At 64.3% G+C, this 19,159-nt stretch carries 17 protein-coding genes and 1 tRNA gene; 4 read left to right on the top strand and 14 right to left on the bottom strand.

What is annotated here, in order from left to right:
- The first annotated feature begins 26 nt into the window (after positions 1-26).
- Positions 27-941: an endonuclease/exonuclease/phosphatase family protein gene (locus NKH60_RS05765; protein WP_352871425.1), complete on the top strand. Its 915-nt coding sequence runs from the start codon at positions 27-29 to the stop codon at positions 939-941.
- A 7-nt stretch (positions 942-948) separates the two neighbouring features.
- Positions 949-1,794: an EamA family transporter gene (locus NKH60_RS05760; RefSeq protein WP_352539371.1), complete on the top strand. Its 846-nt coding sequence runs from the start codon at positions 949-951 to the stop codon at positions 1,792-1,794.
- Here the strand turns inward: NKH60_RS05760 and NKH60_RS05755 are convergent, their stop codons facing one another.
- From NKH60_RS05755 to NKH60_RS05695, 13 genes are all read right to left on the bottom strand, one after another.
- Positions 1,795-2,106: a Dabb family protein gene (locus NKH60_RS05755; protein WP_352612930.1), complete on the bottom strand. Its 312-nt coding sequence runs from the start codon at positions 2,104-2,106 to the stop codon at positions 1,795-1,797. It lies immediately after the preceding gene.
- A gap of 10 nt (positions 2,107-2,116) precedes the next feature.
- A complete protein-coding gene (locus NKH60_RS05750) occupies positions 2,117-3,745 on the bottom strand; it encodes a GMC family oxidoreductase (RefSeq protein WP_352832482.1) in 1,629 nt (542 codons plus the stop codon).
- A 12-nt stretch (positions 3,746-3,757) separates the two neighbouring features.
- On the bottom strand, positions 3,758-4,519 hold the full coding sequence (locus NKH60_RS05745) for a 3-ketoacyl-ACP reductase (RefSeq protein ID WP_352612926.1): 762 nt from the start codon (positions 4,517-4,519) through the stop codon (positions 3,758-3,760).
- Positions 4,516-6,036 carry a GMC oxidoreductase gene (locus NKH60_RS05740; protein ID WP_352612924.1) on the bottom strand — a complete coding sequence of 507 codons (1,521 nt, stop codon included), beginning with the start codon at positions 6,034-6,036 and terminating at the stop codon, positions 4,516-4,518. The genes NKH60_RS05745 and NKH60_RS05740 overlap by 4 nt, the downstream gene beginning before the upstream one ends.
- Positions 6,037-6,041: 5 nt before the next feature.
- Entirely contained in the window at positions 6,042-7,157 is a 1,116-nt protein-coding gene (locus NKH60_RS05735) for an ABC transporter ATP-binding protein (protein WP_023675366.1), read from the bottom strand.
- A gap of 4 nt (positions 7,158-7,161) precedes the next feature.
- Positions 7,162-8,106 (bottom strand): carbohydrate ABC transporter permease, encoded by a 945-nt coding sequence (locus NKH60_RS05730; protein WP_023675367.1) that lies wholly within the window; start codon positions 8,104-8,106, stop codon positions 7,162-7,164.
- A complete protein-coding gene (locus tag NKH60_RS05725; RefSeq protein WP_352469510.1) occupies positions 8,103-9,062 on the bottom strand; it encodes a carbohydrate ABC transporter permease in 960 nt (319 codons plus the stop codon). Before NKH60_RS05725 ends, NKH60_RS05730 begins: the two co-directional genes overlap by 4 nt.
- Positions 9,063-9,206: 144 nt before the next feature.
- Entirely contained in the window at positions 9,207-10,460 is a 1,254-nt protein-coding gene (locus NKH60_RS05720; RefSeq protein WP_031194023.1) for an ABC transporter substrate-binding protein, read from the bottom strand.
- Positions 10,461-10,519: 59 nt separating this feature from the next.
- Entirely contained in the window at positions 10,520-12,031 is a 1,512-nt protein-coding gene (locus NKH60_RS05715; protein WP_352832477.1) for an aldehyde dehydrogenase family protein, read from the bottom strand.
- 15 nt (positions 12,032-12,046) lie between these two features.
- A complete protein-coding gene (locus NKH60_RS05710) occupies positions 12,047-12,823 on the bottom strand; it encodes an enoyl-CoA hydratase/isomerase family protein (protein WP_352832474.1) in 777 nt (258 codons plus the stop codon).
- Positions 12,816-14,417, bottom strand: coding sequence for an acyl CoA:acetate/3-ketoacid CoA transferase (locus NKH60_RS05705; protein WP_352832471.1), 1,602 nt, complete (start codon positions 14,415-14,417; stop codon positions 12,816-12,818). The genes NKH60_RS05710 and NKH60_RS05705 overlap by 8 nt, the downstream gene beginning before the upstream one ends.
- A complete protein-coding gene (locus tag NKH60_RS05700; RefSeq protein ID WP_352832469.1) occupies positions 14,414-15,430 on the bottom strand; it encodes a Gfo/Idh/MocA family protein in 1,017 nt (338 codons plus the stop codon). The genes NKH60_RS05705 and NKH60_RS05700 overlap by 4 nt, the downstream gene beginning before the upstream one ends.
- Positions 15,427-16,482, bottom strand: a complete 1,056-nt coding sequence (locus tag NKH60_RS05695) for a LacI family DNA-binding transcriptional regulator (RefSeq protein ID WP_352832466.1) — start codon at positions 16,480-16,482, stop codon at positions 15,427-15,429. Before NKH60_RS05695 ends, NKH60_RS05700 begins: the two co-directional genes overlap by 4 nt.
- A gap of 244 nt (positions 16,483-16,726) precedes the next feature.
- Between NKH60_RS05695 and NKH60_RS05690 the strand changes: the two genes are divergently transcribed.
- Both NKH60_RS05690 and fcl read left to right on the top strand, forming a co-directional pair.
- The gene (locus NKH60_RS05690; protein WP_352832464.1) at positions 16,727-17,881 is read left to right on the top strand and encodes a dihydrodipicolinate synthase family protein; all 1,155 of its coding nucleotides are present in this window, start codon (positions 16,727-16,729) and stop codon (positions 17,879-17,881) included.
- A gap of 162 nt (positions 17,882-18,043) precedes the next feature.
- Entirely contained in the window at positions 18,044-19,006 is a 963-nt protein-coding gene (gene fcl, locus NKH60_RS05685; RefSeq protein WP_352814368.1) for a GDP-L-fucose synthase, read from the top strand.
- Between the two features lie 66 nt (positions 19,007-19,072).
- Here fcl and NKH60_RS05680 read toward each other — a convergent pair.
- Positions 19,073-19,147 (bottom strand) — tRNA-Val (locus NKH60_RS05680).
- Between the last annotated feature and the right edge of the window lie 12 nt (positions 19,148-19,159).

The raw sequence follows: 19,159 nt of genomic DNA, 5'->3' as shown, positions 1-19,159 counted from the left end.
CAGCAGGAAACTGAGCCGGATAAGCAATGAAGCTGGTCAGCTATAACATCCAGTACGGCTTCGGCAGCGATGGCCGCTACGACCTGGCGCGTTGTGCCAAGGTCGTGGCCGGCGCCGACATCATCGCCTTGCAGGAGGTGGAACGGCACTGGTTGCGCAGCAACGAGGACGACCAGCCGGAACTTCTTTCGCAATTTCTGCCCGACTACCATTGGGTCTACGGGCCGGCCTTCGACATGGATGCCAGCCACCGGCGTGAAGGCCGCATCGTCAACCGGCGGCGGCAATTCGGCACCATGGTTCTGTCGAAGCTTCCGATCGTCTGGTCGCGGCTGCATACGCTGCCGCTCAGGCGCACGCTGCGGCCGCTCAACACCCGCAATGCCGCACTCGAATGCATGATCCGCACCCCTGCCGGTCCGGTGCGGGTGCTGTCGTTGAATCTGGCGCATATCGCGGCCGAGGAGCGGCTGGAGCAGATCGACTATTTGCTCGCCGAGCATCGCCGCGCGCCGTCCGAGGGCGGCCCATGGAGCGGCGCCGACGACGAGCCGGCGCGCAACTGGAGCAATGGCGAACAGGAGCCAGAAAACCCCGTAGCGGCGATCTGGTTGGGCGACTTCAACATGGAGCCGGATAGCGCCGAGTACCGGCGCATTGTCGGCAGCGCGCCCTATCATCGCGGTGCCGCCTATCTCGACGGTTTTGTCGATGTCGCCGCCGTCGCAATGGAACCGACAGCGGATTTCCACACCCATGTGAAGACTATCGATGGCAGGCTGGCAAAGCGCCGGCTCGACCATTGCTTCGTCGGCGGCATGTTTGCCGGGCGCGTGCGCTCGGTCAGCGCCGATATCGGCCAAATCGCTTCCGACCATTTTCCGCTCTGGGTCGATATCGACCTGGAGACGCCGATCGTCATCGGGACGGGCGGCGGATGAACCGCCGATGAGCCTGTTTGTCTTTTTCGCGGTGCTCGCCGCCGCTTCCATGCATGCGATCTGGAACGCGCTGGTCAAGGTCCACCTCGACCGTTTCCTGTCGATCACACTGATGACGCTCGGCATGGGTGCCGCTGCGCTGGTGACGTTGCCTTTCGTCGAGGTGCCGAAGCCGGAAGTGTGGCCATACATCCTCGCCTCGGTTGTCTTCCACATGGGCTACAGGACGTTCCTGATCGGCGCCTACAAGGCCGGCGATTTCGCCCAGACCTATCCGCTGGCGCGCGGCACCGCGCCATTGCTGGCCGCTTTGGGGGGCGTTGTGGTGGTTGCCGAGATGCCGGCGCCGCTCGCCATTCTCGGCATCCTCTTGTTGTCGGCGGGCACGCTGGTGCTGTCGTTTCGCGGCGGCGCGCATCTGGAGAAATTGAACCTGCGCGCCGTCGGTTTCGCGTTGGGCACATCGATCTTCATCGCCAGCTACACGCTGTCGGACGGCAGCGGCGCGCGGCTGGCCGCCACCGCGTCGAGTTATGCCGCCTGGCTGTTCGTCTGCGATGCGCTGTGGGCGCTGGTGCTATGCGTCGTCTCTCGCGGCCCACAGGCGCTGCCGGTGCTGGCGCGCGACTGGAAGGCCGGAATCTATACCGGCGTGCTCAGCGGCGGCGCCTACTGGATCGTGATGTGGGCGATGACCAAGGCGCCGATCGCCTCGGTGGCGTCGCTGCGCGAAACATCGATCCTGTTCGCCATGATGATCTCGGTGTTCGCGCTCGGCGAGAAGATGACGGCATGGCGAGGTGCCGCGGTGCTTAGCATCGTTGCCGGCGTCGTTGCGCTGAGAATGGGATAGTCACGCGATCTCCAGATCAAACACCATCAGCCCGTCGGTGCCGCCTTCGAGCGCCGCGACCAGTTTTGCGCCGGCTCGCTGATGCGCTTCATGCTCCAGATAGGCATCGCGTGCCGCAGCGTCGCGAAAGTCGATGGTGAAGCCGTGCGTGAAGCCGCGGGCGAAGGGTTCCGGGCTGGTATTGGCGCTGAATTCGACCTTGCCCATGCCGTCGATCACGGCCCGCAACACTTCGAGATCGGCATGGATTGCCGCGCGCTCGGCGTCGGCGGCATCGTTGCGAAATCTGACGAAGACACAGTGCCTGATCATTCTTTGTCCCTCATGCCGCTCGGTTGGTGGAAAACACCGCCGGCGGCAGCGGCTCGCGGCCAAGGATCAGATCGGCGCCTTTTTCGCCAACCATGATCGTCGGGGCATTGGTGTTGGAGGAGGGGATGCGCGGCATCACCGAGGCGTCGCAGACGCGCAGGCCCTCGATACCGCGCAGCCTGAGATCTGGCGTTACCACGCTCATCGCATCGTGGCCCATGCGGCAGGTGCCGACCGGGTGGTGGTCGGTCTTGGAACTGCGGCAGGCGTAGTCGAACAGCTCGTCGCCGCTCTGCAGGTCGGGTCCCGGCAGTACCTCGCGCAGTACATAGGGCTGCAGCGCCTTCTGCCGCATGATCTCGCGCGCCAGCCTCAGCCCCTTGATCGACATGTCGCGGTCATAGGGATCGGACCAATAGTTCGGATCGATCAGCGGGCGGTCGGCCGGGTCGGCACTGTTCAGCCGCACGGTGCCGCGCGAGCGCGGGCGCAGGAAGGCCGAGTTCAATGTCACGCCCGGATTGTTCAGCTTCTCGACGCCGGCCTCGATGCCGGAGCCGAGGCCGAGATGCAGCTGGATATCGGGAGAGGCGGCGGTCGGATCGGCGTACCAGAAGCCGCCGGTCTCGAACAGGCTGGAGGCTACCGGGCCTTTCTTCAGGAGCAGATACTGCAGGCCGGCCCAAGCCGTCCAGTGCAGCTTGGCGTAGTTGTCGTAGGTGTGATCGCCGGTGCATTCGGCGATGACGAACAGGTCGAGATGATCCTGGAGATTGGAGCCGACGCCGGGCAGATCGTGCACCGGTGTCACGCCGACCGCCTCCAGATGGTCGGCCGGGCCGATGCCCGACTGCAGCAAAAGCTTCGGCGAGCCGATGGCGCCGGACGAGACGATCACCTCGCGCTCGGCGCGCAGGATCGTTGGCTGGCCGCCCGGCCTGTCGACGATCTCGACGCCAACGGCGCGGCCCTTGTCGACGACGATGCGTGTCACCAGAACGCCGGTCCTGACGGTGAGATTCTTTCGCTCGCGGATCGGCCGGAGATAGGCGACAGAGGCGGAGGAGCGCTTCGCGTCCTTCTGCGTCAGCTGATAGTAACCGACGCCCTCCTGGGCTACCCCGTTGAAGTCGGGATTGAAGGGGATGCCCATCTCCTGTCCGGCACGGAAATAGGCCTCGCAGATCGGCAGCGGCGCGATCGGGTTCGACACGCCGAGCGGGCCTTGGTCGCCGTGGAAATCGTTGGCATAACGTTGATTGTTCTCGGCGCGCTTGAAATAGGGCAGTACGTCGCGATAGCCCCAGCCAGCAAGGCCTTCTTCCTTCTCCCAGGCGTCGTAGTCGCGGGCGTTGCCGCGCGTGTAGATCTGGGCGTTGATCGAAGAGCCGCCACCGATCACCTTGGCCTGAGTGTATCGGAAGACGCGGTCTTTCATATGCTTTTGCGGCACTGTCGACCAGCCCCAGGCGGCGATGCCCTTGGTCATCTTGGCAAAACCGGCCGGCATGTGGATCAGCGGATGCCAGTCCTTGCCGCCGGCTTCGAGCAGCAGCACCTGATGCGACGGATCTTCGCTCAACCGGTTGGCGAGTACGCACCCGGCCGGGCCGGCGCCGACGATTATGTAGTCGGTCATGGCGTCACCTGTTCATAGCCTCGGCACCGACAGCGCACCGTCGACATTGATGACCGAGCCGGTCGAAAAGCCGAACTTGCCGCCGGCGAGCGCCGCCACGGCGGCACCGATATCTTCGCTCTCGCCCCAGCGCATCGCCGGCACCAGCCCGCCGTCGATCAGCCCGTCATATTTGGCGGTCACACCGGCGGTCATGTTGGTGCGGATGATGCCCGGGCGCACCTCGAACACGGCGATATTTTCGGCGGCGAGCCGCAGTGCCAGGTTCTTCACCCACATCGAAAGCCCAGCCTTGGAGATGCAGTAATCGGAACGTTCCGGCGAGGCCATGGCGGCGCTGACCGAAGTGATGGTGATGATCGATCTCGCACCATCGCTTGGCAGGCCGAGCATCGCTTTGGCGACGGCCTGGCTGAGGAATACGGTGCCGCGCAGATTGATGCCGAGCACCCGGTCGAAATTTTCCGGCTTGAGCTCGAGCAGATCGCCGCGCAGGACAGTGCCGATGCCGGCATTGTTGACCAGGCAGTCGATGCGGCCGAAGGCGCTTGTCGCGGCATCAATCAGCGCTGCGTGGCCGTCGAGGTCGGCGATGTCGCAGCTGACATAGGCGAATTTCGCGCCGCGCCCGGTGATGTCGGCGGCGAGCCCGTCTGCGGCTTCGTCAGCAAGGTCGGCGACGAGGATGTCGAAGCCTGCGCCGGCCAGCGCCTCGGCACAGGCAAGGCCGATGCCGCGCGCGCCGCCGGTGACGATCGCTGCCGGGCGGCTCATGTTGCAAGCTCCGTCTTGCGGATATGATCGGCGACGCGCAGCGCCTGTGCGGCGATCGACAGCGCCGGATTGACGGCGGCCGAATTCGGCAGGAAGCCAGCATCGACGACGAACAAATTGCTGTGGTCGAAGGAGCGGCAGAACGGATCCAGCGGCGAGGTCGCTGGATCGTTGCCCATCTTCACCGTGCCGCACTGATGTGAGGGCGTGCGCTTGTCAAACGGACGTGACAGGACGATCGGATAGCCGCAGGCGCGGAAATTCTCGCGCATCACCTTGGTCAGTCCGTCGAGCGACTGCATGTTGGAGCGCCGCCACTGCATGACGATGTCCTTGCCGTCGACCATGATGCGGCTGTCGGGATCGGGCAGGTCCTCGCACATCAGATACCAGTCGACGGCGTGGCCGGCCATGAAATCCAGCGCGAATTTGGGCGCGCGCCTGACATTGGCCTTGAGGATGTTGCCGTCGACTTTGCCTAGAAGCTGGACGTTGCCGAGCGGTTTGCCGCCCTTGCCGTCGGACAGATAATAATCGTTCAGCATCAGCGTCTTCTGGTAGACGGACTTGTTCCTGCGGCGCGGATCGATCGCCAGCATGGCGCTCGAATTGTGGTTCATGAAGTTGCGGCCGACCTGGTCGGAACGGTTGGCCAGGCCTTTGCCACCTCCCTTGCCCTTGGAAGAAGGGGAAGGCGAACGCAGCAGGACGGCGGCTGAATTGACCGCGCCGGCCGACAGGATCACCAGCTTCGGCGCGACTTTCTTCAGCGCACCGTTCTGGCGGTAATGGACGGTCTCGATCGTCCTGGCGTCCGGCGATGCCTCGAGATATTCGACATGGGCGCCGGTCTCAAGCCGGATATTCTGATCGGCAAGGGCTGCTGCCAACGGCCCGGATTGCGCGTCGATCTTGCCGGTCCCGGTGTTGGGAAACGCGTCCCACGGCGTGCTGCCATCTTTCAGCCAGGCTTCGATGTCGACGCCGAGCGGCAGCGATGCCGGATGCAGGCCTAGGCTCTTCAACTCGGCGCGCGCACGCGCGATCGGCGGCTCGTCTGGTACCGGCCCGAAAGGGTAGGGCGTAGAGTGGAACGGCTCGGTCGGGTCTTCGCCGAGTGCACCGCGCACGCGAAAAAGCTGCTCGGCCCTGGAATACCAGGGTTCGAATTCCTCATAGGAAAACGGCCAGGCCGGCGAGATGCCGCCATAGTGCTCCATCTCCGAAAAGTCTTCCCTGCGGTAGCGGATCAGCACAGCGCCGTAGAATTTCGAATTGCCGCCGACATAGTAGTAATTGCCCGGGTTGAAAGGCGCTCCGCCGGCCTCGAGCCACATCTCCTTCGGCCGATAATGACCATCGACGAAGATCGCGCGGGTGTCGCGTGTGTGCGGCGTTGCCGGCAGGGCTTCGCCGCGCTCCAGCATCAGGATCGAGGCGCCACTGCCGGCAAGGCCGGAGGCGATCGTGGCGCCGCCTATGCCGGAGCCGATGATGACGATGTCGGGATTTGTCATGGCCGTTAGACGATGCGTTTCTCGGTCGCCGGATCGAAGAACACCGCCTTGGTCAGGTTGAAGGCGAGCGGCGTGACCGTGCCGGGCTGGATTTTGGCATCGGCGCGCAGCCGCGCCACCACCGCCTTGCCGCCGAGATTGGTGACCGCGAACGTATCCGAGCCGGCCGGCTCGATGACCTCGATGTGACAGTCGGCGCGGGCGATGTTCGAGGCGTTGCGTTCGGCACCCTCGGGATCGGTCAGTGCTTCCGGGCGGACGCCGAAGATGATCGGTTTTCCCTGGAATGCCGACAGGCCGGCCGGCGCATTGCCCAGCGGCAGCGAGATCGGCTGGCGCGCCTCGCGCTCCATGACGACGGAGAAGCCGCTGCCGTTGCTGCCGATCGTCGCCGGGATCAGGTTCATCGCCGGCGAGCCCATGAAGTCGGCAACAAACAGGTTGACCGGATTGTTATAGATTTCGGCTGGCGTGCCGAACTGCTGCACCTCGCCGTCGCGCATCACCGCGATCTTGGTGGCCAGCGTCATCGCCTCGATCTGGTCGTGGGTGACGTAGACGATGGTGGTGCCGGTGGTGGCGTGCAGGCGCTTGATCTCGATGCGCATGTCGACACGCAGCTTGGCGTCGAGATTGGACAAAGGCTCGTCGAACAGGAACAGCTTTGGATCGCGCACCAGCGCCCGGCCCATGGCGACGCGCTGGCGCTGGCCGCCGGAGAGCTGGCTTGGCTTGCGCTTCAGCAAATGGCCGATCTGCAGGACCTTCGCCACCTTGTCGATCGCCTTCTGGCGCTCGCCGGCCGGCACGCCGCGCATCTCCATGCCGAAGGCGATATTGCCGGCAACCGTCATGTTCGGATAGAGCGCGTAGCTCTGGAAGACCATGGCGATGTCGCGCTTGGAGGGGTGGAGATCGTTGATCGTGCGTCCGTCGACGCGGATTTCCCCTTCGGTGATGGTTTCCAGGCCGGCAATAGTGTTGAGCAGCGTGGACTTGCCGCAACCGGAAGGCCCGACCAGCACGAGGAAGCCGCCCTTTTCCAGGTCGAGGTCGATGCCTTTCAGGATCTCGACCGCTCCGAAACGCTTCTTCAGCCCGTCAATTTCCAGAAAAGCCATGCGATTATCCTTTGACGGCGCCGGCCATCAGGCCGCGCACGAAATAGCGGCCGGCGAGCACGTATACGAGGAGCGTCGGCAGCGCGGCGATCATCGCCGCCGCCATGTTGACGTTGTATTCGACGACGCCGGTCGAGGTGTTGACGACATTGTTCAGCGCCACCGTCATCGGCATCACGTCGCCTGAGCCGGCATAGGCGGAAGCGAAGAGGAAGTCGTTCCAGATGTTGGTGAACTGGTAGATCACCGTCACCACGATGATCGGCAGCGAGTTGGGCAGCATGATGCGCCGGAAGATCTGGAAGAAGCTGGCGCCGTCGATCTGCGCCGCCTTCACCAGCTCGTTCGGAAACGCTTCGTAATAATTGCGGAAGAACAGGGTGGTGAAGCCGATGCCGTAGACGACGTGAACGAACACCAGGTTCACGGTCGGATTGCCGAAGCCGAAGGTGAGGCCGGTCGCGTTCTGCAGCTTGACGCCGAACCGGCCGAGGCTGCCGAGGATCGTTGCCATCGGCAAGAGGACGGACTGGAACGGAATGAAGCAGGCAAACAGCATCAGCCCGAACACCAGCGTCGCCCCGCGAAAGCGCCACTTCGTCAGCACATAGCCGTTGAGCGCGCCGAGCAGGGTCGAGATGATGACGGCCGGAACCACCATCTTGATCGAGTTCCAGAAATAACCCTTCATGCCGACGCAGGTGAGACCCGAGCAAACCTCGCTCCACGCCCTTATCCAAGGTGCGAAGGTCGGCTCCTGCGGCAGCGCCAGCATGTTGCCGTTCTGGATTTCGTCCATGGTCTTGAACGAGGTCACAAGCATGACGAACAGCGGCATCAGATAGAACAGCGCGAACAGCGCCAGCAGCCCGTAGATGACAATACGGTTGACCGTCCTGGCGCTGATACCGCCAGTGCTCTGGCGAGCAGGAGTGGCCACGGCGCTCATCGCGGCTTCTCCCGAAGCTCGGAATAGAGATAGGGAACGATGATCGCGGTGATGGTCATCAGCATGATCACGGCGCTGGCCGAGCCGACGGCCATCTCGTTGCGCTTGAAGGTGTACTCATACATGAAGTTGGACGGCAGCCAGGCCGAACCGCCCGGCCCGCCGCTGGTCAGCGCGACCACCAGATCGTAGGATTTGATGGCGAGATGCGCGAGGACGATCAAGGCGGACAGGAAGATCGGCCGCAGCAGCGGGATGACGATGCGACGGTAGAGCTGGAAGGTGGTGGCGCCGTCGATCTGCGCCGCCTTCAGGATCTCGCCGTCGATGCCGCGCAGGCCGGCCAGGAACATCGCCATGATGAAGCCCGACGCCTGCCAGACGCCGGCGATGACCACCGTGTAGATGACGAAATCCTTGTTCTTGATCCAGTCGAAATGGAAGCTCGTCCAGCCCCATTGGTGCAGTGTCTGCTCGAGGCCGAGGCCGGGGTCCAGAAACCATTTCCAGGCAACGCCGGTGACGATGAACGACAGTGCCATCGGGTAGAGGTAGATCGGCCGCAGCACACCTTCGCCGCGGATCTTCTGGTCGAGCAGGATCGCCAGGAACAGGCCGAGCGCCAGGCAGATGGAAATGTAGAGGAAGCCGAAAATCCCCATATTGGTGATCGACGTGTACCAGGAGGACGGCGGATCGCTTTCGAAAGTCCAGCGCCATAGCCGCTGATAGGCGCGTGGCCCGGTGATCGCATAGGAGGGAAAGGTCTTGGAATTGGTGAAGGACAGATAGATCGTCCACAGGATGAAGCCGTAGACGAAGACGATTGTGGCGGCGAAGCTCGGCGCCAGCACGAGCTTCGGCAGCGCATTCTGAAGGCGCGAGCGCACCGTGGCGCCCGGACGGGCATCGTGCTCCGGCGTCAGCGTGATACTGGTTTCAGCAACTGTGCTCATCTGTCCATTCCGTATGGCGGGTCCGGAATTCTGCTGTCTCGGGCTCTGCGGCACGAAAGCGTGCCGGTCGGCGCAACCGCAAAACCTCGCCGCAGGGGATCTCCCCGGCTTGCGCCGGGGAGATCATTCACATGGGCGGGTGCCTTACTTGGCGTCTTCGATCGCGCTGACCAGTTGGGTCACGGCCTCGTCCGAGGTCTTGATCTGGCCGTGCACGAATTTCGAGACGACATCCTTGTAGGCGTTGGCAACCGCGGGAGGCGCGCCATAGCCCTGCGCCAGCGAACCGAACAGCGTGCCGCCTTCATTGGCGGCCTTCAGGTCGGCCATGCCCTTCTTGCCGCAAGCGTCGAAATCGGTGTCCGGCACGTCGGTGCGGGCCGGAACAGAGCCCTTGACGACGTTGAAGGCCGACTGGAAGCTCTTCGACAGCGTGGCGGTGGCCAGGGCGATCTGGGCGGCCTTGCGGTCCTCCGGAACGTTGAACATGCCGAACATGTCGGAGTTGTAGACGACGCTGCCGTCGGTGCCCGGGAAGCGGTAGCACAGGAAGTCGGTGCCCGGGACCTTCTTGGCGGCGTTGAATTCGCCCTTGGCCCAGTCACCCATCACCTGCACCAGCGCATCGCCCTTGATGACCATGGCGGTGGCGAGGTTCCAGTCCCGGCCCGAGAAGTTCGGGTCGACATAGGTGACGAGCTTGGCGAGATTGTCGAACGACTTCTTCATCGTGTCGGACTTCAGCGACTCCTCGTCGAGGTCGTTGAAGGCCTTCTTGTAGAACTCAGGCCCGCCGGTCGACAGCACGACTGAGTCGAACATTGTCGCTTCCTGCCAGTTCTGGCCGCCCAGCGCGAGCGGGATGACGCCCGCCGCCTTGGCTTTGTCCAGCAACGCAATGAAGTCGTCGAAGGTCTTGGGCTCGGTGCCGCCGATCTTGTCCATCACCGCCTTGTTGATCCATAGCCAGTTGACCGAGTGGACGTTGACCGGAGCCGCGACCCACTTGCCGTCATAGACGGAGAATTTCTGCAGGGCCGCGGGAACGGACTTGTCCCAGCCTTCCTTTATCGCCGTCTCGGTCAGGTCGCCCATAACGCCGGCTGCGGCGTAATCGAGCACGGTATAGCCAAGCATCTGCGAGGCGGTCGGGTAGTTGCCCGCTGCCACCATCGCCTTCAGCGCGGTCATGGCGGCGTCGCCGCCGCCGCCGGCCACCGGCACGTCCTTCCAGGCAAAGCCTTCCTTGGCCAGATCCTGCTTGAGCACGTTCAGAGCGGCAGCTTCGCCGCCCGACGTCCACCAATGCAGCATCTGGACTTCCTTGACGTCCTCGGCATGGGCCGCGAACGCAACGCCCGATGCGAGAGCCGTCCCGATAAGCAGTTTGCGCAACATGTACTTCCTCCCTTGTTGAACTTACACGACCGGCGGATGCCCGCCGGGTTCTTCCCAACTCAGCCGACCCACCATCCGGTGCGCTGGCCGCGATGAAACTGGATTGTCTTTTCCTCGGTATAATCCTCGACGGCGCGCTTGCCGAGTTCGCGTCCGAGACCGGACTGCTTGTAGCCGCCGAAAGGCAGCTCGGGGTAACCCTCCATGAACGTGTTCACCCAAACGGTTCCCGAACGCACATTCCGCGCCACCGACATGCAGGTATCGATGCTGGCGCTCCACACGCCCGCCGACAGACCATAGGGCGTGTTGTTGGCGATGTGCAACGCCCTTTCAATCGATTCAAAAGTCAGCACCGAGAGCACCGGACCGAACACTTCCTCGCGTGCAATGGCCATGTCTTCGGTGACATCGCGAACGATGGTCGGATCAAGATACTGGCCGGCGCTCGAAGCAAGCTGATTGCCGCCGCTACAGATCCGGCCGCCGCCGTTTTCCGCTGCCGTCACGTAGCCGGTGACCTTGGCCATATGGTCGGCGGAGATCATCGCGCCGACCTTGGTGCGGTCGTCGAGCGGGTCGCCGACAATCACCTTGGCGGTGAGGGCATTGACGGCGCCGAGGAACTCGTCGGCGATCGCCTCATGGACGATCAGCCGGCTGCCGGCATTGCAGCATTCGCCGGCATTGAAAAAGCCGCCGAACACCGCTGCGTCGGCGGCGGCCTCGAGGTCGGCATCGGGAAAGACGATCTGGCCGTTCTTGCCGCCGAGCTCCATCGCGAGTTTCTTCAGCGAGTTGGCGGCAGACGCCATGGTCATCTTGCCGACGCGGGTGGAGCCGGTGAACGACACCATCTCGACCAGCGGATGGCTGACCATCGGTGCGCCGACATCGGCGCCCAACCCGGCAAGGATGTTGACGACGCCATCCGGCAGGCCGGCCTGCATCAGGATCTCGCCGAGCACAAAGGTCGAGGCCGAGGTCATCTCGCTCGGCTTGACCACCGCCGTGCAGCCGGCGGCGAGCGCGAAGGGTAGTTTCTGGCTGACGATAAGGAACGGGAAATTCCACGGCGTGATGATGGAGACGACGCCGATCGGTTCGCGCAACACGACGCCGAGCATGGCATCGCCGAGATTGGCGTAGCTTTCGCCGTGAAGCGTGCGGGCAAGTGCCGCGGCATAACGCCAGATATCGACGGCGCCGCCGATCTCGCCGCGCGCCTGCGCAATCGGCTTGCCGGATTCCAGTGCGTCGAGCCGGGCAATCTCGTCCAGCCGCGCCTCGATCAGGTCAGCAGCCTTGAGCAGGATCGCGGCGCGCTCGGCGGCCTTCATGCGCGGCCACGGGCCGGTCTCGAAGGCCCTGTGCGCGGCCTGTACCGCAGCCTCCACGTCCGCCGCGCCGGCTTGTGCATAGCGCGAGACGGTGAAGCCGTGGCCAGGGCTGCTGCGCTCCAGCGTGCGGCCGTCCTGGGCGTCGACGAACCTGCCGCCGATCAGCAGCCGGTAGTTTTTCGGCGCTGCGGCTGCCTCGGCGGGCATGGCGATGTTGAGAGGTGCGTTCATGTGAGTTTCAGGTTCCTAAGATCTTGAGAAGGCCGGCTTCTGCTTGGCCTTGAAAGCCTCGACGCCGGCCCTGAGATCGTTTGTCTGCGCGATGAAGCTGCTGGCCAGCGCTTCGGTCGCGGCAGCACTCTCCTCGCTTTCCGCAATGGCAATCATCAGCTTGGCGGCCTCGGTTGCCAGTGGCCCGCGCTCGGCGATCTTGCCGGCCCAGGCCTTGGCTTCGGCGAACGCCTTGCCGGTGTCGACCACCCGGTCGACAATCCCCAGAGCAAGAGCCTCGGTCGCCAGAAACACCTCGCCGCCGAGCGCCATCCGCCGCACTGCCTGCGCGCCGAAGCGGCGCACGGCGCGCTGTGTGCCGGACCAGCCGGGAACGACGCCGATCGAGGTTTCGGGGAACCCCAACTTCACCTGCGTTTCCGCCACGCGAAAGTCGCAAGCCGCCGCCAGTTCCAGCCCGCCGCCCAGCGCATGGCCGGCAAGAACGGCGATCGTGGGCTGCCGCAGCCGCGCCAGCCGGTCGAAGACGCGGTGGCCGTAGCGCACCCATTGCACCTGGAAATCGGCAGCGCTCATTTCTGCCCAAGCCTCGACGTCGCCGCCGGCGCAAAAGCCCTTGCCTTCGCCGCAGACCAGCACGACGCGGACGCCGGTTGCTGTCTCGGCCTCGTCGAGTGCCGCTTCCAGCGCCCGCAGCATCGGAATATCGAGCGCGTTGAATTTCTCCGGCCGGCGCAGCGTGACAATGCCGATGGCGCCGTCGGTTTCAAAGGTTACCAGACGCTCAGCCATGTGCGCCTCCAAGCGACGCGCCGCCATTGAGCGACAGGCCGATCGGCCGGTCCCGGTAGAGCGCATCCGGCGTCACTTTCAGGTCGTTGGCGACGGCGAGCGGGATCTCGGCCTGCGCCAGCACATCGCGCTCGAGGTCGATGCCCGGCGCCAACTCGGTCACCATCAGCCCCGCAGGCGTCAGCTTCATCACGCAGCGCTCGGTGACATAGGTGATATCCTGTCCCTGCGCGACGGCACGCTTGCCCGAGAAGGAGATATGCTCGACCTCACCGACGACTTTCTTGACCTTGCCCTCCTGGTCGATGCGGATGCCGCCACCGGCAAGCGACAACTTGGCGCCGGCATTGAAGAAACCGGAAAAGACGATCTTCTTCGCCCGCGCGGTGATGTCGACGAAGCCGCCGGCGCCGGCGGTGACGTGGGGCCGCGCCGAAAGCTTCGAGACATTGACGGAGCCGTGCCGGTCGATCTGCAGGAAGGACAGCAGCGAGGCGTCGAAGCCGCCGGCCTGGAAATAGATGAACTGGTGCGGCGAGGGCATGAAGGCGTCGGCGTTCGACGAGCAGCCGAACTTGAAGTCGAGCAGCGGCACGCCGCCGACCGCACCCTGTTCGATGACCCAGGTGACCTTGCCGTGCTGGCCTTCCTCGAGCAGGATGCGCGGCACATTGGCCGAGATGCCGAAGCCGATATTGACCGCCATGCCGTCGGCAAGCTCCATGGCGACGCGGCGCGCAATGACCTTCTGGACGTTCATCTCGGCGTTGCGAAAGCTCGACAGCGGCCGGAAAATCTCGCCGGAGATGGCCGGATCGTAGGGCGTCAGCGTCGTCTGCAACTGGTCGGGCGCCACCACGATATGGTCGACCAGCACGCCGGGCACGCGCACATCGTGCGGCTTCAGCGTGCCGTTCTCGACGACGCGCTTGACCTGCGCGATGACGATGCCGCCATTGTTGCGGGCGGCCAGCGCCTGTTCGAGGCCGCCGAGATAGGCACCTTCATGCTCATAGGTAAGGTTGCCGCGCTCGTCGGCCGTGGTGGCGCGGATGATCGCGACCTGCGGTACGATCGAGCGGAAATAGAGCCATTCCTCGCCGTCGAACTGCTGCACCGAAACGATCGGCTCGCTGGCGGCAGCATTCATGGCGCAGCCCTGGTGGCGCGGGTCGGCAAAGGTGTCGAGCCCGACCTTGGTCAGCACGCCGGGGCGCTTGGCGGCGGCCTCACGATGCATGTCGAACAGGATACCGGACGGCACGTTGTAGGCGGCAACCGTATTGTTGCCGATCATCTTCCAGATCTGCGGCGGTTCGGAAGATGACGGGCCGGACGGATAGGAACCGCACAAAGTGCGCTTCAACAGGCCGGGCTTGGCTACATGGTCGATGCCCTTGATGCCGTACATGTCACCAGCGGCGATCGGGTGCAGCGTCGTAATGTCCCTGGGATGGCCGTCGGCGTCGAAGCGCTCGCCGATCGCGGCAAGCACCGCATCCGGGCAGCCGAGGCCGCTCGACGACGACACGGAAACGACCACGCCATCCCTAATCAGGCCGGCAGCCTCAGCCGCGGAAACGAGCTTGCTCACGCTGCGCTCCCGAGCTTCGGGTCGATGGCAACGGCCTTGCCGGACCTGGCCGATTGCAATGCCGCTTCGGCTGATGTCAGCGACCAGACGCCGTCCTCGCCGGTGGCGGACGGCTGGCCCTCGCCGCGGATCGCCGCGTGGAATTGGCGCAGCGAACGGGCATAGAGGTCTTCGCGGTCGAAGCTCAATTCCTCCTCACCCTGTGCCGTGCGAAGCAACACAGAGCCGAGCGGCTTCTGCGTCATCACGTCCTTGGCGATCAGCGAGCCTTCGCTGCCATGCACCTCGAAGCCGCTGCCGGCGAATTTGGTGGTAAAGCCCTCGTGCGACTGGGCGATGACGCCCGATGCGAAGCGCCAGAGGCACATGGCGCCGTCTTCCAGCCCGCCGGCGGCCATGCCGGCCGATTGCGTGAATGCCGAGATCTCGACCGGATCGTCGCCGAGCACGAAGCGCAGCGTGTCGGCATCGTGGACGGTGATGTCGAGCACCACGCCGCCGCCGGCGTCCGGCCTGGTGATGCGCCAGCCCTGCAGGTTTTCCGGCAGATAGACGGAGTGGAAGACGCGCGCGGCGATCGGCCTGCCGATGCGGCCGCCAGCGATCGCTTCGCGCATCGCCCGATGCGAGCCGGCATTGCGCAGATGGTGATTGGTGCCGAGCACGACGCCGGCGGCCCTGGCCGCCGCGACCATCTTGCGCGCGTCGGCGCTGGTCAGCGCCAGTGGTTTTTCGCAAAGCACATGCTTTCCCGCCTCGATCGCGGCGAGTGCCTGTTCGAGATGCAATTCGTTGGTGGTCGAGATGTAGACGGCGTCGATGTCGGAGCCGAGCAATTCATCAATCGTCGCGACCGCCGCCGGAATGCGGTTTTCCAGAGCATAGGCGGTAGCCCGCTCCGGGCTGGAGCTCATCACTGCGGCGATCTCGCCGTCCGGCTGCGCGCGGATGGCGCCGATCATGAACTGTCTTGCGATCGTGCTGGCGCCGATCAGCCCCCAACTGACGGTCATGCCGCGTCTCCCATTCCTGCGCAGCCATGCTCCTTGCGATCGGGGCCGCAGCTTTCCCTGACCACGAGGTTGACGGCGCCGATATGATCCTCGGCGCGCGTGGTGCGCGATTGGATCATCTTCAGCACGACATGGGCGGCGCGCTCGCCGAGGCCGGCGGTGTTCACCGCGACGCTGGTCAGCGCCGGCATATAGTGCTCGGCCTCGGGGACGTCGTCGAAGCCGACGACGGCAAAGTCCGCGCCGGGTTCCAGGCCGCGCTTGCGCAGCGCCAGCAAGACGCCGAAGGCGACCGCATCGTTGAAGCAAAGGGCCGCGGTCGGCGGCGCGGCCATGGCAAGTGCGGTTTCCAGGCAGGCAATACCGCCCTTGCGGCTGGTTTCGCCCTCGAAGACCAGTCTGTCGGCCGGATCGATGCCGAGCGCTTCACAGGCCTCGCGAAAGCCCCCCAGGCGTTCGTGATAGACGACAAGGTCGGACGAGCCGCCGAAGAAGGCCAGCCGGCTGTGGCCCTTGCCGATCAGATGGGCGGTGGCAAGATAAGCGCCGCGATGATTGTCGGGCGTGATCACCGGGATACGGCTTTCGGGGAGGCGGCGCATGACGAAGACGACCGGAACGCCTGCGGTCTCAAGGCGGCGGAACGCGCCAGGCGTGGTGCCGCGCGCCGGCGACACGACGAGCCCGGCGACACCCTGCTCCATCAGCGATTTCAGAACCTCTTCCTGGCGCACCGGGTTTTCGGCCGTATTGGCGATGAAAGGCACGACGCCGGCCGACTGGAAGACGCGCTCCATGCCGACCGCGAGCTCGGCGAAAAACGGATTGGTGAGATCGTTGATGACCATGCCGATGACGTTGGAATGGGCCTTGCGCAGATTGGCGGCGCCGCGGTTGTAGACATAGCCGACGTCCTCGATCGCCTTGCGCACCTTGAGCGCGGTTTCGGGCCGGATCAGCCCGCTGCCTTGCAGCACCAGCGATACCGTCGATTTGGACACGCCCGCCTCACGGGCGATGTCGAGTATCGTTGCCTTGGCCCGGCTGGCCATCCAGATCTGTCCTCCCGGTGGTTTCTTGTGCGATTTTATTGGAACGATCTAATCCATGCGGCGCATTTAAGTCAATCGCGTTTTTGCGAAGCCGGGAAAAAATGCGGCTCGGCGGCGCAATCCTCCAGCAAGCAGGGCTTTCGGCTACTGCGATGCAGCAATTTTCGCTGCACGAGGCAGGCGGCAAAATATTCTTGATTTGTTGGAACGTTCCATTTAATAGGCGTTGGTAAGGGAGAGAGCCATGGACATCACCTTGCCCGGGGAAGGCGCCGGCCGTGTCCGCTACCGGCTTGTCGGCCAGCCGGTGCAGCCTGTGGCCGGCGCTCGCTTCTCGCGCATCGCCTACGCCGCCGCCCATGTAGTTGCCGATCCCCTCGCCATGACCGATCCGTGGTCGAGGCCCGCGGTCGACTGGGACAAGACGATGGCGTTTCGCCGTCACCTCTGGCGGCTTGGCTTCCGTGTCGCCGAAGCGATGGACACCTCTCAGCGCGGCATGGGTTTCGACTGGGCGAATGCCAAGGAATTGATCCGCCGCTCGATCGCCGAGGCGCGCAGCGTCGAAGGCGCCGATCTTGCGTCGGGCGCCGGCACCGACCATCTGGCGCCGGGGGGCGCCAGCAGGCTAGACGATGTCATCGCGGCCTATGAAGAACAGCTCGGCTTCATCGAAGGGCTTGGCGGCAAGGCGATCATGATGGCCAGCCGGGCGCTGGCGGCGGTCGCCAAAGGCCCCGACGACTATATCGGCGTCTACGACCGCATCCTGTCCCAGGCCTCCGGCAAGGTCATCCTGCACTGGCTGGGCGACATGTTCGACCCGGCGCTGAAAGGCTACTGGGGCAGCAGCGACCTCGAAACTGCGCTGGAGACGGTGGTCGCGATCATCGAATGCCATGCCGGCAAGGTCGAAGGCATAAAGATATCGCTGCTCGATGCCGGCAAGGAGATTGCGCTCAGGGATCGGCTGCCCGAGGGCGTGCTGATGTTCACCGGCGACGATTTCAATTACCCCGAGCTGATCGCCGGCGACGGCGACAGACATTCGCACGCGCTGCTCGGCATTTTCGATGCCATCGCGCCGGTCGCCAATGCGGCGCTGGCAAAGCTGGCCGACGGCGACCGCGCGGGCTACGACGCGCTGATGGCCCCGACAGTGCCGCTGTCGCGCAAGATCTTCGAGGCGCCGACCGAATACTACAAGGCCGGCATCGTCTTCATGGCATGGCTGAACGGCCATCAGGAGCATTTTTCGATGGTCGGCGGCATGCAATCGGCGCGCGGCGTCCGTCACTATGCCGATGTCTTTCGCCTTGCCGACCAGGCAGGGTTGCTGGCCGACCCCGGGCTTGCCATTGCCAGAATGACAAGCCTGTGCGCGGTAGCGGGCGTCTGATCGCGAGCGCTACAGCGTCCGATCCAAAGGTTGCTTCGGGTGGCTTTGCGATTTGCCTTGTCTGGGCAAATCTGTATGCGGTATGCGTCCGGCAACAGAGAAGCCGATCCGGCGCTCCGCCGGCCAACTGGCATAGCTGCCGTTCTGCATTGGGGTAAGCTGATGACCTTCGACCTTCAGGGTAAGCGCGTTTTCGTGGCCGGACATCGCGGCATGGTCGGCTCGGCCATCCTGCGCCGATTGGCCGACGAGGATTGCGAGGTCCTGACCGCCTCGCGCGCCGAGATCGATCTTCTCGACCAGGCCGGCGTGCGGCGCTGGATGGCCGACCGCAAGCCGGATGCAGTGGTGATGGCGGCGGCCAAGGTTGGCGGTATCCTGGCCAACAACAGGCTTCCGGTCGATTTTCTGCAGGACAATCTCGTCATGCAGAACAATGTCATCGACAGCGCCTTCCGCAACGAGGTGCAGAAGCTGCTGTTTCTCGGTTCATCCTGCATCTATCCCAAATTCGCGGCGCAGCCGATCTCCGAGGACGCCTTGCTGACCGGGCCGCTCGAACCCACTAACGAATGGTATGCGATCGCCAAGATCGCCGGGCTGAAACTGTGCCAGGCCTATCGGCGCCAGTACGGCGTCGACTACATCTCGGCGATGCCGACCAATCTCTACGGTCCGGGCGACAATTTCGACCTCAATTCCAGCCATGTCGTGCCCGCTCTGATGCGCAAGGCGCACGAGGCCAGACGCGCCGGCCGCAAGAGCCTGGAGGTGTGGGGATCAGGCACGCCGATGCGCGAATTCCTGCATGTCGACGACGCCGCCGACGCGCTGGTCTGGTTGCTGAAGAATTATTCGGGCGACAGCCACATCAATGTCGGCTCGGGGGAAGACATCACCATTGCCGATCTTGCCCGCACCATCGTGTCGGTCGCCGGCGCCGATGCCGCAATAACATTCGATGCGACGAAGCCGGACGGCACGCCGCGCAAGCTGATGGACGTGTCGCGTCTGTTCGCCACCGGCTGGCGCCCGCGTTACTCGCTGCGCAGCGGGTTGGAACAGACCTATGCCTGGTTTCTGGAGCACGTCGAGACCGGCGATCTGCGCCTCGGTGCGGCCTGAGGCCGGTATTGGCCGGGAACATCAGTCGACGAAAAATACCGACGGCCAATTGAGGGATTATTTGGATGGTGGGCGTGACAGGGATTGAACCTGTGACCCCTGCAATGTCAATGCAGTGCTCTCCCGCTGAGCTACACGCCCATCCGAAGCCGC

Source organism: Mesorhizobium sp. M1006, assembly GCF_040318825.1.
In the GTDB taxonomy this organism is placed as follows: Bacteria; Pseudomonadota; Alphaproteobacteria; order Rhizobiales; family Rhizobiaceae; genus Mesorhizobium.
This window is presented reverse-complemented; position numbering and strand designations above follow the sequence as displayed.

Excerpts from the sequence above, each read along its gene's own strand:
- NKH60_RS05765 (WP_352871425.1), top strand. The coding sequence starts at position 27 with ATGAAGCTGGTCAGCTATAACATCCAGTACGGCTTCGGCAGCGATGGC.
- NKH60_RS05760 (WP_352539371.1), top strand. The coding sequence starts at position 949 with ATGAGCCTGTTTGTCTTTTTCGCGGTGCTCGCCGCCGCTTCCATGCAT.
- NKH60_RS05755 (WP_352612930.1), bottom strand. The coding sequence starts at position 2,106 with ATGATCAGGCACTGTGTCTTCGTCAGATTTCGCAACGATGCCGCCGAC.
- NKH60_RS05750 (WP_352832482.1), bottom strand. The coding sequence starts at position 3,745 with ATGACCGACTACATAATCGTCGGCGCCGGCCCGGCCGGGTGCGTACTC.
- NKH60_RS05745 (WP_352612926.1), bottom strand. The coding sequence starts at position 4,519 with ATGAGCCGCCCGGCAGCGATCGTCACCGGCGGCGCGCGCGGCATCGGC.
- NKH60_RS05740 (WP_352612924.1), bottom strand. The coding sequence starts at position 6,036 with ATGACAAATCCCGACATCGTCATCATCGGCTCCGGCATAGGCGGCGCC.
- NKH60_RS05735 (WP_023675366.1), bottom strand. The coding sequence starts at position 7,157 with ATGGCTTTTCTGGAAATTGACGGGCTGAAGAAGCGTTTCGGAGCGGTC.
- NKH60_RS05730 (WP_023675367.1), bottom strand. The coding sequence starts at position 8,106 with ATGAGCGCCGTGGCCACTCCTGCTCGCCAGAGCACTGGCGGTATCAGC.
- NKH60_RS05725 (WP_352469510.1), bottom strand. The coding sequence starts at position 9,062 with ATGAGCACAGTTGCTGAAACCAGTATCACGCTGACGCCGGAGCACGAT.
- NKH60_RS05720 (WP_031194023.1), bottom strand. The coding sequence starts at position 10,460 with ATGTTGCGCAAACTGCTTATCGGGACGGCTCTCGCATCGGGCGTTGCG.
- NKH60_RS05715 (WP_352832477.1), bottom strand. The coding sequence starts at position 12,031 with ATGAACGCACCTCTCAACATCGCCATGCCCGCCGAGGCAGCCGCAGCG.
- NKH60_RS05710 (WP_352832474.1), bottom strand. The coding sequence starts at position 12,823 with ATGGCTGAGCGTCTGGTAACCTTTGAAACCGACGGCGCCATCGGCATT.
- NKH60_RS05700 (WP_352832469.1), bottom strand. The coding sequence starts at position 15,430 with ATGACCGTCAGTTGGGGGCTGATCGGCGCCAGCACGATCGCAAGACAG.
- NKH60_RS05695 (WP_352832466.1), bottom strand. The coding sequence starts at position 16,482 with ATGGCCAGCCGGGCCAAGGCAACGATACTCGACATCGCCCGTGAGGCG.
- NKH60_RS05690 (WP_352832464.1), top strand. The coding sequence starts at position 16,727 with ATGGACATCACCTTGCCCGGGGAAGGCGCCGGCCGTGTCCGCTACCGG.
- fcl (WP_352814368.1), top strand. The coding sequence starts at position 18,044 with ATGACCTTCGACCTTCAGGGTAAGCGCGTTTTCGTGGCCGGACATCGC.